This window comes from Pseudomonas sp. RT4P38 (assembly GCF_054897765.1).
The window spans coordinates 4,739,506-4,753,442 of record NZ_CM142703.1 but is presented as its reverse complement, the minus strand read 5'-3'; the positions used below and the strand labels follow the sequence as shown (position 1 = coordinate 4,753,442).

Sequence of the window (13,937 nt, the reverse complement as noted above, 5' to 3'; positions counted from 1 at the left end):
CTTATAACGAGAACGCCCGCGGGCCGCAAGCCGGGTCGAACGATGTAGAATGCGCGGCCATTGTCTTTCCGGAACCTTTAATGGATCGCCCGCGTTTTCGAACAGCATTTCTTTCTCCACGTTTCTGGCCGCTGTGGTGTGGCTTGGGGCTGTTGTGGCTGATTGTCCAGTTACCGTATCCGGCGTTGCTGTCGATCGGTCGCGCCCTGGGTGCATTGATGTATCGAGTAGCGGGCGACAGACGGCGCATTGCCAAGCGCAATCTCGAACTGTGCTTCCCTGAAAAAACCGCTGCCGAGCGCAAGCGCCTGCTCAAGGAAAACTTCGCCTCCACGGGCATCGCGTTTTTGGAGATGGCGATGAGCTGGTGGTGGTCGCGTGAGCGTCTGGCGAAACTGGCCCATGTCGAAGGGTTGGAGCATTTGAAAAAGGCTCAGCGCGATGGCAAAGGCGTGATCCTGATGGCCGTTCATTTCACCACGCTGGAAATCGGCGCGGCGTTGCTCGGCCAGCAACACACCATCGATGGCATGTACCGCGAGCACAAGAATCCGTTGTTCGACTACGTCCAGCGCCTGGGCCGCGAGCGGCACAACGTCGACTCGCTGGCGGTGGAGCGCGACGACGTTCGCGGCATGCTGAAACTGCTGCGGGCCGGCCGGGCAATCTGGTACGCACCGGATCAGGACTATGGCGCCAAGCAAAGTATCTTCGTGCCGTTGTTCGGGATTCAGGCCGCGACCGTCACCGCCACCAGCAAGTTTGCGCGGTTGGGCAAGGCGCTGGTGGTGCCGTTCACTCAGGAACGTCTGGCTGACGGCAGCGGTTATCGACTGATGATTCATGCACCGCTCGAGGATTTCCCCGGCGAGACCGAAGAGGCCGATTGCATCCGCATCAATCAGTGGGTTGAAGGCGCGTTGCGCGAATGTCCAGAGCAATACCTCTGGGCTCATCGTCGCTTCAAGAGCCGCCCACCGGGCGAACCCAAGTTGTACGCAAAACGCGGTTGAACCACCGCTTCCAATAAGCACCATGGAGTGTTGCGATGAGTCCTGCTGAACCGGTTACAGGGTTGATTCTTTCCGGCGGCGGGGCTCGGGCGGCTTATCAGGTCGGCGTGCTGGCGGCGATTGCCGAGCTGCTGCCGGTGGGCGCGGCGAATCCGTTTCCGGTGATCGTCGGCACCTCGGCCGGCGCGATCAACGCGGTCAGTCTCGCCAGTGGGGCGATGGACTTCCGTGGTGCGATTCAACGTCTGACAGCCTTCTGGCAGGGCTTTCGCAGTCATCTGGTGCTGCGCAGCGACTGGCCGGGCGTGATCCATCAGGCCAGTCGCTTTGTCAGCCACAGTTTGCTGGGGATTGGCGCTCAGGTGCCGGTGGCCTTGCTCAACAGTTCGCCGCTGCGCGGATTGCTCGACGCCAAACTGCAGATGAGCGGGATTGCCGAGGCCATTGCACAGAAGCAGTTGCAGGCGGTTGCGGTGACCGCGTTCGGCTACGAGTCCGGTCAGGCGGTGACCTTTTATCAGGGCGGCGGCACCATCAATGCCTGGTTGCGCCATCGGCGAATCGGCGTTCCCACGCAATTGACCGTCGATCACTTGCTGGCCAGTTCAGCGATTCCGCTGCTGTTCGCGCCAGTGAAAATCGGTGAAGAGTATTTCGGCGACGGCGCGGTACGCCAGTCGGCGCCGATCAGCCCGGCGCTGCACCTGGGCGCCAGCCGAGTGCTGGTGGTGGGCGTCAGCGGCAACCCCCGCGGCGTCGATCCGGAACAACCGCTGAAGCGCGCCTACACCGGTCAGCAGCCGAGCCTGGCGCAGATCGGCGGGCACATGCTCAACAGCACGTTCATTGACAGCCTGGAAAGTGACATCGAGTTGCTGCAGCGACTCAATCAGTTCGGTCATCTGCTGCCCGATGGCACGCCGACGCGCGCGCTGGGTGTGGCGCCGGTAGATGTGCTGGTGATTTCGCCGAGTCAGCCAATCGATGAGATTGCGGCGCGGCATCGGCAGGAGTTGCCGGCGGCGCTGCGTCTGTTTCTGCGCGGACCGGGGGCGACCAAGACGAGCGGGGCGGGGGTGCTGAGTTATCTGCTGTTCGAGGCGGGGTATTGCAGCGAATTGATTGATTTGGGGCGGCGGGATGCGTTGGCCAAGCGGGATGAGTTGTCCCGGTTTTTGGGATTGTCATAAAGCAAAAGATCGCAGCCTTCGCCAGCACCTATCCCGGATGCGCACGTCCATAGGCGCTGGCAAAGGCTGCAATCTTTTGGTTTTACATCAGAAGTGGAGCTTCACCAGGAAGCTCGTAGTGCTCTGATCGGTCTTGAAGACTTGGCTGTCTTTGATCCCGTACTTGTCCGACCAGTAGTCGTATTCCACACCCACATACAACTGCTTCTCACCGAAATTCAGCGCTTTGCCCAGGTCGTATTTGACCTGCGGGTTGAAGTGCAGGTTGGCGTGGTAGTCGCCTTTGGAGGTGGAATCGTTGTCGACCACCCAATCCATGAAACCATCGATCAGGATGTTCGAGTCACCGACCGGAATGGTGTAGGACCAGACCGGGGTGATCTGCCACACGTTGTCACCTGGACGGCTGCCTTCAGTGTGACGCTGGTAGAAGTTCAGCTGGAAGTAGTCGAAGCCCGGGATCGCCAGGTCGAAACCGGGGCCGATCAGGTAGGACTCGGTATCGCCTTCACCGAACTCGTAGGTCATGGCCAGCAGGACATCTTTGATCGGGCCGAATTCGATTTTCTGATCGAGGACTTTGCCCAGAGAAATACGCGGCTGGAACTCACCGTAATAGGTGTTCGGGCCGACGTTGAAGTCCTTGTCGCCGTTGTAGAAAATCTTGTCGACGAAGAAGAAGTTGTCCCCATATTTCCATGCGTCGGCATGCTCGAAGGTGACGGTCTGCTGAATGCGTGGATTGACCTGGAAGTCCTTGCCATACAGGTAGGTCAGGCTGTTGTTCTGCCATTGCAGCAAGTCGCCGGCCATTGCCTGGCCCCCGGCCAGCAAAGATCCCGCCAGCATCAGGCTAGTGCACGTACGTTTCATTCGGTTGCTCCCAAAAAGTAGGTGGTTCCACATTATTTTTTTAAGGTCGGCGCTCTGGTGTGGCGCCTTTTTCTGTCGCTGTAAAAATCATCCAATCGGTCAGCTTCAGTGCTGTTAGCAAGAGCTGCGCCAAGGCTTTCTAAAAGCCAAAAAACGCCCGTTCGGCTGCTCAAGAGCAGTCGATTGAGAGAGGTTTTGGAGTGCCTTGGTACCGTCCAGAGCCGGGATAAGTTGGCTTTCTGGTCAGGAATTAAATCCGGGCTTTTTTTTTGTCCGGATTCGGGCGGCCGCGGAGAATACTGACTCCTTGGCCAGGTCTCAAGTGCCCCGCAACAGCGCACCGACGACAGGTTTGGAGCACGGTTGCGGGCCATCTTAAAAGTGCACCTTCACCAGCAGGCTGGTGGTGTTCTCATTAGTGTCGAGGTTGGCGTTGTTTTCGATGCCGTATTTGTCTTTCCAGTAGCTGTATTCGACGCCGACGTACACCTGTTTCTCCCGCCAGCCCAAGGCCTTCCCCAGGTCATATTTGATCTGCGGGTTCAAGTGCAGGTTGGCGTGGTAGGTGCCATGTGAGTTCTGGTCGTTATCCACGACCCAGTCGATGTAGCCGTCGATCAACAGGTTCGAGTTGCCCAATGGCAGGGTGTAGGACCAGGCCGGAGTGATCTGCCAGACATCGTCGCCGGGACGTGAGCCTTCGGTCTGGCGGTAGTAGAAGTTCAAGGTGAAAAAATTGAAGCCCGGTACCGCGAGGTCGAAACCGGGGCCGATCAGATAGGCCTCGGTGTCGTCTTCGCCATTCTCGTAGGTCATGGCCAGCAACACGTCCTTGATCGGGCCGAATTCGAAACGTCGGTCGAGAATTTTTCCGAAAGATAGGCGCGGACTGAACTCGCCGTAATAGGCGTGAACGCCTTTGTTCCGGTCTTTCTCGCCGTTGTAGTAAGTGCTGTCGACGAACAGGAAGTTGTCGCCGTACTTCCAGCGGTCGGCGTGTTCAAAGGTTATCGTTTGCTGGATCGACGGGTTGACCGCGAAATCCTTGCCATACAGATAGCTCAGGCTGTTGGTCTGCCACAGCAGCAAATCGCCGGCCATGGCTTGGCTGGCAGCCAAAAGACCACCGCCCAACAGCATGTTTGTCTGTGTCCGAATCATCTGTTGCTCCCTCTTGTTTTTATTGTTTGAGGCGCAGGTGTGGCGACTGTGGGAGCAACTGCTCCCACAGGTTGTATGGCTTTTAGTGTGTCAATGCGGGTGGGCGTGGCAGTCGTTGATGGCCGCGCGTTCGGCGCCGCCGAGGATGTTGAACAGCAGGTTCAGCGACAGCGCACTCAGCCAGAATCCGGCGGCGAAACTGGCGCCCATCATCACCGGCATGCGGATGCCCCTCGGGCCTATCCCTAACGATTGCACGATGGTAGCGACCAGGATCAGTTGCAAAAGGGGTAAACGCTGAATGGCGGGTGCGTCGGGGATGCGCGCTTCGGAGAGCTCAGACATGCAACACCTCGGATCTTTTTTATTCTTGTGATTTTGTGCGACAGGGGAACGCGGCGCGGCCAATCGCGAGCAAGCTCGCTCCCACAGGTCCTGCGTAATCCTGTGGGAGCGAGCTCGCTCCGGGCGGCGTTCCGACGATGCTTTTGCTACTTAATTGGTTGGAGCTCCGTGAACAATCCACGCGCCAATCAGGTCACGTTCCTGCTGGGTCATCTGGGTGATGTTGCCCAGCGGCATGATCTGGCTGGTGACGGCTTGAGCCTGGATGCGTGCGGCGTTCTGACGGATCTGCTCGGGAGTGTCGAACATCACGCCACCCGGTGCAGCGCTGAACAGCGGGCTGGTCGGTTTGGCGGAATGGCAAACCGAGCAACGTTCCTGAATCACGCTGTGCACCTTGTCGTAACTTGGTCCGGCGTTCGCAGCCTGAACCGGCGCTTCAGCAGGCTTCGCGGCGGCAGGTTTGGCACCTCCACCGAGGGCGGTTTCCGGCAGCGGCTGGTACTCGATGGTGCCAGGTGCCTTGGCTACTTCAGGTGCACTGGACATCTGCGCCGGGCCAGTCACGTACGCCAGGCAGATCATGCCCACTGCTGCGACGGGCATGGTCCAGGCGAACTTGTGGCTGTCATGACGGGTGTTGAAGTAATGACGCACCAACACCGCCAATACCGCGATCCCGGCCAGGATCAGCCAGTTGTATTGGCTGCCGTAAGTGCTCGGGAAGTGGTTGCTGATCATGATGAACAGCACCGGCAGGGTGAAGTAGTTGTTGTGACGCGAACGCAGCAAGCCTTTGGCCGGCAGCGCCGGATCCGGCGTGCGGTTCTCGGCAATCGCCGCCACCAGCGCACGCTGGGCCGGCATGATGATGCGGAACACGTTGCCGACCATGATGGTGCCGATGATCGCGCCGACGTGCAGGTACGCACCCCGACCACTGAACACTTTACTGAAGCCGTAAGCGGCGCCAATGATCAGCACGAACAGGATGAAGCCGAGCAGGGCAGGGCGTTTGCCCAGGGCCGAGTCGCAAAGGAAGGAGTAGACGAACCAGCCGACGAACAACGAGGCAATGCCCAGGGCAACACCTTCAGGGCCGGTCAGGCTGCTGCCCGGTGCCAGCAGGTAGAGCGTCGGGTTGGAGTAGAACACCACGCACAGCAGCGCGATCCCCGACAGCCAGGTGAAATAGGCTTCCCATTTGAACCAGTGCAGGTTGTCCGGCATGGTCGGTGGGGCCAGTTTGTATTTTTCCAGGTGATAGATACCGCCGCCGTGGATCGCCCACAAATCGCCCGCCAAGCCACTTTTCGGGTTGACCCGATTGAGGTTGTTTTCCAGCCAGACGAAATAGAACGACGCGCCGATCCAGGCCACGCCAGTAATCATGTGAACCCAGCGTACGCTCAGGTTCAGCCATTCCAACAGATGTGCTTCCACAGTCTTTACCTCTCGCCTGTCACTCTGTCGTCGAGTGATCAGACCTTCTCTTATTGGTGGGGGGCAAGGATCAAACGCTCATCCTCTTTGAAAAAATGCTCATCGCAGTTGTTGCCTGTGCCACTGCGATCAACCACCAGGAAGTCATCCCGCTTTTCGATCGTCAGCACCGGATGGTGCCAAACGCCGCGATGGTAATTAATGCCCTGCCTGCCGTTGGTGACGAAGGCGCGGACCAAGCCTGATACAGGTTCATCGCCAAGTGGCGCGACCACGATCAGAAAGGGGTTGCCGAGCAGCGGAATGAAAGCCTGGCTGCCCAGCGGGTGACGCTCCAGCATGCTGACGGTCAGCGGCATGTCCTGCGCGTCGGCGCGGAAGATGCTGATGATCGCTTTATCCTCTGGCGTGGCGGTTTCAACCGTCGCCAGTTTATGGAAGCGCATGGTCGAACCGTTGTTGATCATGAAGTGATCGCTACCGTCGGTTTCGATAACGTCACCGAAAGGGGCGAAGGCTTCTTTGGTCAGCGGTTCAATCGTCAATGTGCGCATGCTGGTCTTCTTTTCGTTGAGTTCTGTGTTGTCTGTTCTATTGCTATCGCGAGCAAGCTCGCTCCCACATTTGACCGCGTACCCCTGTGGGAGCGAGCTTGCTCGCGATTGGCCTCAGCGCTTATTTAGCGACCTTGCCCAGGACGCGCAGGCGGCTCACACCACCATCCGGGAACACATTGAGGCGGATGTGGGTGATCGGCCCCAGAGCCTTGATCTGCTCGGCGAAGGTGTGTTCGGCGTGCATTTCCAGTTTCTGCGCCGGCAGCAATTCGCGCCAGAACAGCGATTGGGTTTCGATCTGGCTGTCGGTGCCGCCCTTCACGAACGCGCCCTGGATCGAGCACGTGTCCGGGTAGTTGCCCTTGAAGTGCAGGGTGTCGACGATGACTTTCTCGATCTCGCCGGCATGACCCAGCGCGACGATGACCCAGTCATTGCCTGGCGTGCGACGACGTGCGGTTTCCCAGCCGTCGCCCATGTTGATGCCACGGCCCGGGTTGAGGATGTTGCTCATACGACCGAAGTGTTCGTCGGAGCAGGCGAGGGCGCGGCCGCCGTTCAGCGCTGCAGCCAGGTCAACCTGTTCGTTGTCGCCAACAGCGGACCAGTCGCGGAACGGAATACCGTAAACACGCAGGCGGGCCACGCCACCATCCGGGTAGATGTTGAAGCGCAGGTGACTGAACGCCTGGTCGTTGTTGATTTCGTGGAAGTGGTGGCTGTTGCCTTGCAGCTCGACGGCCGACAGCACTTCAGTCCACTGGGTGCTTTCGTCCGGCTCGCCCGAGGCCAGGAAGCACGCTTCCAGGGAGGCCGATGGCGGGAAGTTGCCGGTGAAGAATGAAGTGTCGATGTCCACGCCTTTGATCGAGCCTGGAACGCCTAGGCGGATTACCGCGCTGTCGTAGCCTTCGAAGCGCTTGCGGCGCGACTCCCAGCCGTCCATCCACTTGCCGTTGTCATCGAACACGCCCTCCTTCCACACAGCCGGGGTCGGTTGAAACAGGCGGTTGGCATCAGCGAACCAGTCATCGGTGACCGAGATGATTTTGGTGCCCAGACGGGCGTCGGCCAGGTTGACGAACTTCTCGAAAGGTACGGCGTAAGCTTTCATTCTTCTTGTCTGCCTTTAATAAGTTGGCTTGGGATGCTCTCAGGGCCCTGGGCTCGTTCTGCGTTCGGAAAACTTGCTCGGACCAAGGTCGCTATAGGGTCAGTAATCGGAACAACGCAATCTTGTTGATCTGCGCCAGCGCGCATTTGAATTCGGTATCCGCCGAATTGTGAATGCGCGTTTCGAACGCTGCGAGGATCTGATGCCGGTCGCTGCCTTTTACCGCCATGATGAAGGGAAACTTGAACTTGGCTTTGTAGGCGTCGTTCAGCTCGGTGAAGCGAGAAAACTCTTCGGCCGTGCATTGGTGAATACCCGCGCCAGACTGTTCTTGAGTGCTGGCTGCGGTAAGCTGGCCCTGAACGGCGGCTTTGCCGGCCAGGTCCGGGTGAGCGTTGATCAATGCCAGCTGGTTGACGTGATCGGCGCTCAACAGGATGTCGCTCATGCGCTGGTGCAGGGTTTCGATCTCGTCGATCGACGCGTCCTGCCCCAGGTCGAAGGCCTTCTCGGCCACCCATGGCGAATGTTCGTAGATGTCGGCGAAGGCGGCGACGAAGGCATCGCGGCTCAGGGTCGAGGGCTTCAGGGTTTGGAAGTGACTCATTTTGCGGCCCCTTGGTACGGGTGGGTTTCGTGCCAGTGGCGAGCGATGTCGACGCGACGGCTGAACCACACCTGTTCATGACTTTTAGCGTACTCGATAAAGCGTTTGAGCGAGGCCAGACGCGCCGGACGGCCGATCAGACGGCAGTGCAGGCCGATCGACAGCATCTTCGGTGCTTCGGCGCCTTCGGCATACAGCACGTCGAACGCGTCTTTGAGATATTCGAAGAAATCGTCGCCCTTGTTGAAGCCCTGGACCTGGGTGAAGCGCATATCGTTGGTGTCCAGGGTGTACGGGATCACCAAGTGCGGCTTGCCGGTCGGGTTGTTCGGTTCCCAGTAGGGCAGGTCGTCGTCATAGGTGTCGCAGTCGTAGAGGAAACCACCTTCTTCCATCACCAGACGACGGGTGTTCGGACCGGTGCGGCCGGTGTACCAGCCCAGCGGACGTTCACCGGTGATTTCGGTGAGGACGCGGATCGCTTCGAGCATGTGCTCGCGTTCCTGCGCTTCGTCCATGTACTGGTAGTCGATCCAGCGATAGCCATGGCTGCAGATCTCGTGGCCGGCATCGACCATCGCGCGGATCACGTCCGGGTGGCGCTGGGCGGCCATGGCCACGGCGAAGATGGTCAGCGGGATGTCGAACTCCTTGAACAGTTTCAGAGTCCGCCAGACGCCGGCACGGCTGCCATACTCGTAAAGGGATTCCATGCTCATGTTGCGCGCGCCTTGCAGCGGCTGCGCCGAGACCATTTCCGAGAGGAAGGCTTCGGATTCTTTATCGCCGTGCAGGATATTGCGCTCGCCACCTTCCTCGTAATTGAGCACGAAGGACAGGGCGATGCGGGCATTGCCCGGCCAGTGTGGGTGAGGAGGGTTACTGCCGTAACCGATCAGGTCGCGTGGGTAGTCAGCGCTCACTGCAGTCTTCCTTCTTATTCGTTCGACTTGTTCAAGGTCAGGGTTGTGTGGCGGCCTGGCAGTTTGATGACAGACTGGCGTCACAGCGATGGGATGATTGTATACAACTTTATATCGACTTTGTAAGCCTGATTTTTTGCATTTTTCACTGACTGTCATCTTCACATGTTATTGCAAGAAACCTGCCTGATTGGTCAGCTAATGGATGGAAGGTCCTTTGATCCTATGGTTCGACGCCAGATTCGGTACGAATCCATGAGTAGCGGACATTGCCGTAAAAATGTGATTTTTATTGTGTACAATTTTTTTGAAAAGTGTCTTAATTAGTCGCTCGCCGCAGCTTTTCGTGCTCCGAATCGGTGCGGTCTCCTTTCAACTGACTTCGGGAGGCGCGAGGTCTGACTGCTCTAAGCAGGCAGGCGCGCAGAATCAATGGGACGTTTGACTACACACGTTTTGGACGCTGCACATGGTTGTCCGGGCAGCTCGATCAAGGTCGAGTTGTATCGCGTTGAAGGTTCGCAGCTGGAACTGGTGGCCACGGCAGTCACTAACAGCGACGGCCGGGTCGATGCACCGCTGCTGCAAGGCGATGACTACCGTTCCGGGGTCTATCAGGTTCAATTTCATGCGGGCGATTACTACCGCGCCCGTGGCGTAAAGCTTCCGGAGCCGGCGTTCCTGGATGTGGTTGTGCTGCGTTTTGGCATCTCTGCCGAGCAGGACCACTACCATGTACCGCTGCTGATTTCGCCGTACAGCTATTCGACCTACAGAGGAAGCTAGGACTTTCCCCCCAAAAATCCTGCGCATATAGCTTCTTTGGTCTTTCGCCTGCTCACACTGCGGGCTTTTTTTCGTCCTTGAGAAAGTAGGTGCCTGGTCAGGCGCCATCGCGGGCAAGCCCGCTTCCACAGTGAGCTGTGGCGTTCACAGAACCTGTGGGAGCGGGCTTGTCCGCGATGCTTTTGCTCTTCAGCGGCTCAACAAGGAGGCCGTGCCCGCACCACTGAACAACCCCGCACTGATGCGGTTAAACCAGTTCTGGCCCTTGCCACTGCGCAAATACCGCGCCGCCCCGTGGGCACTCAGCCCATAAGCCAATTTGCACAACAGATCCAGCACGGTCCAGGTCACAATCATCACCAGCAACTGCGGCAGGAACGGATGCTCGGCGCTGAGGAACTGCGGCAGGAAAGCAGCAAAGAACAGAATGTCTTTCGGGTTGCTCGCGCCCAGCACAAACGCGCGACCGAACAGTGCACGAAAGCGTGGAGCCGGTGCAGCCTGGGGTACTTCAGCGCCGTGTGAGGGTTGACGCGATTGCTGCCAGCTCTGCCAGGCCAGGTAGAACAGGTACAGCGCACCGACGATTTTCAGCGCGCTGAACAGCTGTTCCGACGCCAGCAGCAAGGCGCCCAAACCCAACGCGGAAGCACTGAGCAAACAGATCGACGCAATCACGCCTCCCAGAAACGCCGGGTATGAACGGCGCAAACCGTAATTCAGACTGTTGCTGATCATCAGCAAAGACAGTGGCCCGGGGATCAGGATCACCACCAGCGCAGCGCCACTGAACAGCAGCCAGGTTTCCAGACTCATCACTTTCCTCCATTTGTGCAAAAGCCCCACCCGACGGGGTGAGGCTGTTTTGAAACACTGTTTTTGAAACGTAGACGGCTTACAGGAAAATGAACTTGGCGATGAAGATCGCGCAGAGCACCCACAGACTGATGGAAATTTCCTTGTGCTTACCGGTACAGGCCTTAAGTACCACGTAAGTGATAAAGCCCAGCGCGATGCCGTCGGCGACCGAGAAGGTCAGGGGCATCATGATCGCAGTGACGATCGCCGGAATGCTGTCGGTCGCTTCGTCCCATTCGATGTGAGCCATGCCGCCCATCATCAGCATCGCCACATAAATCAGCGCACCGGCGGTAGCATATGCGGGGATCATGCCAGCCAGCGGTGCGAAAAACATGGCGGCAATAAATAGCACACCTACGGTCACGGCGGTAAGACCAGTCCGACCACCAGCGGCTACACCCGCGGCACTTTCCACATAGCTGGTGACCGGCGGAACGCCGACCACCGCACCGAACACGCTGGATGCACTGTCGGCTTTGAGGGCGCGGGAAAGGTTTTCGATCTTTCCATCAGCGTTCACCAGACCGGCGCGCTGGGCAACGCCCATCAAGGTGCCGGCGGTGTCGAACATATGCACGAAGAGGAAGGCCAGCACCACGCTGATCATGCTGATGTTGAACACGCCGGCGACATCCATGGCCATCCAGGTCGGAGCCAGGCTCGGCGGGGCTGACATGATCCCTTCGTAATGCACCAGGCCCAGACCCCAACCGGCCAGGGTGACGGTGATGATGCTGATGAGAATCGCGCCGAACACTTTGTGGTAGCTGAGCACGGCGATCATCAGGAAGCAGATGGCGGCGAGCAGCGGGCCAGGCTCGCGCAGGGAGCCGAGTTTGATCAGGGTGGCCGGGCTATCGACGACGATGCCAGCGGTTTTCAAGCCGATCAGCCCGAGGAACAAGCCCACACCGGCGCCCATAGCGTAGCGCAAGCTGACCGGGATGCTGTTGAGCAGCCATTCGCGAATCCGCGAGAAGGTCAGGAACATGAACAGCACGCCTGAGATAAACACCGCGCCGAGGGCGGTTTCCCAGTTGTAGCCCATGGTGCCAACCACGGTATAGGTAAAGAAGGCGTTCAAACCCATGCCTGGCGCCAGGCCGACCGGCCAGTTGGCGTAAAGGCCCATCAACAGGCAACCCAGCGCGGCGGCGATACAGGTGGCGACAAACGCGGCACCGTGATCAATCCCGGCATCGGCCATGATGTTGGGGTTGACGAAGATGATGTAAGCCATGGTGATGAAGGTTGTCAGACCGGCAATCAGCTCGGTCTTCACCGTGGTGCCATGCAAGCTGAGTTTGAAGATGCGCTCCAGCCAGCCATTACGTAACGGCGGCGAGAGTTCCAGCGACGGGACTTCGGATTTGCGGCTTTCCACAGCGAGTACTCCTCAAGAGTTTTGTTTTTATTTCCAGGGCCGGACCCATGAGGGCGGCAGCGGCCCTTTGAGGCACTTGCGAATTTGTTGACCGGTTGGTCAAGAACTCGCACGAAGTGGATTATGCTTTTGTATACAAATAAAGCAAATAATGTTTTTGATTTTGTAGACGAAAAGTTTGTTGATCGGGATATATCGGCTATAGACGATCGTTCCCACGCTCTGCGTGGGAATGCATCCGGTGACGCTATGCGCCACTTTCAGGAGCGGACGCACAGCGTCCATGGCGGCATTCCCACGCGGGAGCGTGGGAATGAGAGTGACTCGGCTGGCACTTGGGTTTTTCCCAACGCCATGTCCATCGCCAGCGAAGGGCTGAAACGGCTGGCAGCAGTGGTGCGTCAGGCCCAGGCAGCGGAAGCGGTCTGAGGGCAGAGACAAAAAAACCGCGCAGGGGGCGGTTTGTTTTTGTCCGAGATTTTTGGTGCAAGGGCCGGCCTCATCGCGAGCAAGCTCGCTCCCACAGGGGATCAGTGTTGATCACAGATCTCCATCACCCCACACAACCACTGTGGGAGCGAGCTTGCTCGCGATGAGGCCATCAGCACCAGCACAAAACCATCAGGCCGCGGCAAACCGCTTGTCCAGATAATCAATGATCACCTTGGACTCGTACATCCAGGTGGTCTGGCCATTCTCTTCGATGCGCAGGCACGGAACCTTGATCTTGCCACCTTGTTCCAGCAAGGTCTGGCGATCCTGCTCGTTGTTCTTTGCATCGCGCAACGCCACCGGCACGTTCAAGCGGCGCAGGGTGCGGCGGGTTTTCACGCAGAACGGGCAGGCGTGGAACTGATACAGGGTCAGGCCCTTGGCAGCCGTGTTGACCTGAGCCTGAACCTCGGCAGGACGCTGTTTTTTGCCGGGGCGGGTGATGAAGTCGATGAAGATGATCAGTTGGCCAAGGCCGACACGAAGCGCTTTTACGAACACGGTATAAGCCTCACAGGGGCAAACGAAGGCGCGCAGCTTACCTGATTTTCGCGGTCGAAAAAAAACCGGCGATGAATGCCGGTTTTCTTCGTGCTGCAAATTACTTGATCAGGCTGAGAAACTCGCTGCGGGTGGCCGCGTTTTCGCGGAACTCACCCAGCATCACCGAGGTGATCATCGACGAATTCTGTTTTTCCACACCGCGCATCATCATGCACATGTGCTTGGCCTCGATCACCACTGCAACGCCCAGGGCGCCGGTGACTTGCTGGACCGCATCGGCGATCTGGCGGCTGAGGTTTTCCTGGATCTGCAGGCGACGGGCGTACATATCGACGATCCGCGCGACTTTCGACAGGCCCAACACTTTGCCGCTCGGAATGTAAGCGACGTGGGCCTTGCCGATAAACGGCAGCAGGTGGTGTTCGCACAACGAGTAGAGCTCGATGTCCTTCACCAGCACCATTTCGCTGTTATCGGAGCTGAACAAGGCACCGTTGGTGACCTCTTCCAGCGTCTGTTCATAACCGCGGCAGAGGTACTGCATGGCTTTGGCGGCACGTTTTGGCGTGTCGAGCAGGCCCTCGCGGGAAACGTCCTCGCCCAATTGGCCGAGAATCGCGGTGTAATTCTGTTCCAGGGACATGAAACTACCTGTGGGATTTTACGCAAAGGGCAAGGGTACGG

Annotated in this window: 15 protein-coding genes and 1 pseudogene; 4 read left to right on the top strand and 12 right to left on the bottom strand. The window is 58.4% G+C overall.

Annotation, left to right across the window (positions count from 1 at the left end):
* Positions 1–80: 80 nt before the first annotated feature.
* Both ACYZT7_RS22010 and ACYZT7_RS22005 read left to right on the top strand, forming a co-directional pair.
* Positions 81–1,013 (top strand): lipid A biosynthesis lauroyl acyltransferase, encoded by a 933-nt coding sequence (locus ACYZT7_RS22010; RefSeq protein WP_462038210.1) that lies wholly within the window; start codon positions 81–83, stop codon positions 1,011–1,013.
* Positions 1,014–1,048: 35 nt separating this feature from the next.
* Complete coding sequence (locus ACYZT7_RS22005) at positions 1,049–2,203, top strand: patatin-like phospholipase family protein (RefSeq protein ID WP_462038209.1); 1,155 nt, start codon at positions 1,049–1,051, stop codon at positions 2,201–2,203.
* Positions 2,204–2,290: 87 nt separating this feature from the next.
* Here the strand turns inward: ACYZT7_RS22005 and ACYZT7_RS22000 are convergent, their stop codons facing one another.
* From ACYZT7_RS22000 to puuE, 8 genes and pseudogenes are all read right to left on the bottom strand, one after another.
* On the bottom strand, positions 2,291–3,076 hold the full coding sequence (locus ACYZT7_RS22000; RefSeq protein WP_462038208.1) for an outer membrane protein OmpK: 786 nt from the start codon (positions 3,074–3,076) through the stop codon (positions 2,291–2,293).
* Between the two features lie 375 nt (positions 3,077–3,451).
* Positions 3,452–4,237: an outer membrane protein OmpK gene (locus ACYZT7_RS21995; RefSeq protein ID WP_415767072.1), complete on the bottom strand. Its 786-nt coding sequence runs from the start codon at positions 4,235–4,237 to the stop codon at positions 3,452–3,454.
* A gap of 189 nt (positions 4,238–4,426) precedes the next feature.
* Positions 4,427–4,582, bottom strand: a pseudogene (locus ACYZT7_RS21990) (purine permease); the annotation flags it as partial.
* A 150-nt stretch (positions 4,583–4,732) separates the two neighbouring features.
* Positions 4,733–6,025, bottom strand: a complete 1,293-nt coding sequence (locus ACYZT7_RS21985) for a urate hydroxylase PuuD (RefSeq protein WP_449645446.1) — start codon at positions 6,023–6,025, stop codon at positions 4,733–4,735.
* 50 nt (positions 6,026–6,075) lie between these two features.
* The gene (locus ACYZT7_RS21980) at positions 6,076–6,579 is read right to left on the bottom strand and encodes an ureidoglycolate lyase (RefSeq protein WP_007988150.1); all 504 of its coding nucleotides are present in this window, start codon (positions 6,577–6,579) and stop codon (positions 6,076–6,078) included.
* Positions 6,580–6,700: 121 nt separating this feature from the next.
* Positions 6,701–7,696: an allantoicase gene (gene alc / locus ACYZT7_RS21975; RefSeq protein ID WP_131062432.1), complete on the bottom strand. Its 996-nt coding sequence runs from the start codon at positions 7,694–7,696 to the stop codon at positions 6,701–6,703.
* Positions 7,697–7,787: 91 nt separating this feature from the next.
* Complete coding sequence (uraD, locus tag ACYZT7_RS21970) at positions 7,788–8,303, bottom strand: 2-oxo-4-hydroxy-4-carboxy-5-ureidoimidazoline decarboxylase (protein WP_462038207.1); 516 nt, start codon at positions 8,301–8,303, stop codon at positions 7,788–7,790.
* Positions 8,300–9,226 (bottom strand): allantoinase PuuE, encoded by a 927-nt coding sequence (puuE, locus tag ACYZT7_RS21965; RefSeq protein WP_462038206.1) that lies wholly within the window; start codon positions 9,224–9,226, stop codon positions 8,300–8,302. Before puuE ends, uraD begins: the two co-directional genes overlap by 4 nt.
* 432 nt (positions 9,227–9,658) lie before the next feature.
* Between puuE and uraH the strand changes: the two genes are divergently transcribed.
* Positions 9,659–10,012, top strand: a complete 354-nt coding sequence (uraH, locus tag ACYZT7_RS21960) for a hydroxyisourate hydrolase (RefSeq protein ID WP_007993084.1) — start codon at positions 9,659–9,661, stop codon at positions 10,010–10,012.
* Between the two features lie 189 nt (positions 10,013–10,201).
* Here uraH and ACYZT7_RS21955 read toward each other — a convergent pair whose 3' ends face one another.
* Positions 10,202–10,828, bottom strand: coding sequence for a LysE family translocator (locus ACYZT7_RS21955; RefSeq protein ID WP_462038205.1), 627 nt, complete (start codon positions 10,826–10,828; stop codon positions 10,202–10,204).
* Positions 10,829–10,907: 79 nt separating this feature from the next.
* On the bottom strand, positions 10,908–12,257 hold the full coding sequence (locus ACYZT7_RS21950) for an NCS2 family permease (RefSeq protein ID WP_462038204.1): 1,350 nt from the start codon (positions 12,255–12,257) through the stop codon (positions 10,908–10,910).
* Positions 12,258–12,506: 249 nt separating this feature from the next.
* Between ACYZT7_RS21950 and ACYZT7_RS21945 the strand changes: the two genes are divergently transcribed.
* The gene (locus tag ACYZT7_RS21945) at positions 12,507–12,686 is read left to right on the top strand and encodes a hypothetical protein (protein WP_462038203.1); all 180 of its coding nucleotides are present in this window, start codon (positions 12,507–12,509) and stop codon (positions 12,684–12,686) included.
* Positions 12,687–12,878: 192 nt separating this feature from the next.
* Here the strand turns inward: ACYZT7_RS21945 and ACYZT7_RS21940 are convergent, their stop codons facing one another.
* Together ACYZT7_RS21940 and folE are read right to left on the bottom strand one after the other, a co-directional pair.
* Complete coding sequence (locus ACYZT7_RS21940) at positions 12,879–13,250, bottom strand: glutathione S-transferase N-terminal domain-containing protein (protein WP_449645452.1); 372 nt, start codon at positions 13,248–13,250, stop codon at positions 12,879–12,881.
* A 100-nt stretch (positions 13,251–13,350) separates the two neighbouring features.
* Positions 13,351–13,896 (bottom strand): GTP cyclohydrolase I FolE, encoded by a 546-nt coding sequence (folE, locus tag ACYZT7_RS21935; RefSeq protein WP_003204506.1) that lies wholly within the window; start codon positions 13,894–13,896, stop codon positions 13,351–13,353.
* Positions 13,897–13,937 lie beyond the last annotated feature (41 nt).

What these genes read in the sequence shown, in the direction of transcription:
- ACYZT7_RS22010 (WP_462038210.1), top strand. Translation starts at nt 81, where the DNA reads ATGGATCGCCCGCGTTTTCGAACAGCATTTCTTTCTCCACGTTTCTGG.
- ACYZT7_RS22005 (WP_462038209.1), top strand. Translation starts at nt 1,049, where the DNA reads ATGAGTCCTGCTGAACCGGTTACAGGGTTGATTCTTTCCGGCGGCGGG.
- ACYZT7_RS22000 (WP_462038208.1), bottom strand. Translation starts at nt 3,076, where the DNA reads ATGAAACGTACGTGCACTAGCCTGATGCTGGCGGGATCTTTGCTGGCC.
- ACYZT7_RS21995 (WP_415767072.1), bottom strand. Translation starts at nt 4,237, where the DNA reads ATGATTCGGACACAGACAAACATGCTGTTGGGCGGTGGTCTTTTGGCT.
- ACYZT7_RS21980 (WP_007988150.1), bottom strand. Translation starts at nt 6,579, where the DNA reads ATGCGCACATTGACGATTGAACCGCTGACCAAAGAAGCCTTCGCCCCT.
- alc (WP_131062432.1), bottom strand. Translation starts at nt 7,696, where the DNA reads ATGAAAGCTTACGCCGTACCTTTCGAGAAGTTCGTCAACCTGGCCGAC.
- uraD (WP_462038207.1), bottom strand. Translation starts at nt 8,303, where the DNA reads ATGAGTCACTTCCAAACCCTGAAGCCCTCGACCCTGAGCCGCGATGCC.
- uraH (WP_007993084.1), top strand. Translation starts at nt 9,659, where the DNA reads ATGGGACGTTTGACTACACACGTTTTGGACGCTGCACATGGTTGTCCG.
- ACYZT7_RS21955 (WP_462038205.1), bottom strand. Translation starts at nt 10,828, where the DNA reads ATGAGTCTGGAAACCTGGCTGCTGTTCAGTGGCGCTGCGCTGGTGGTG.
- ACYZT7_RS21945 (WP_462038203.1), top strand. Translation starts at nt 12,507, where the DNA reads ATGCGCCACTTTCAGGAGCGGACGCACAGCGTCCATGGCGGCATTCCC.
- folE (WP_003204506.1), bottom strand. Translation starts at nt 13,896, where the DNA reads ATGTCCCTGGAACAGAATTACACCGCGATTCTCGGCCAATTGGGCGAG.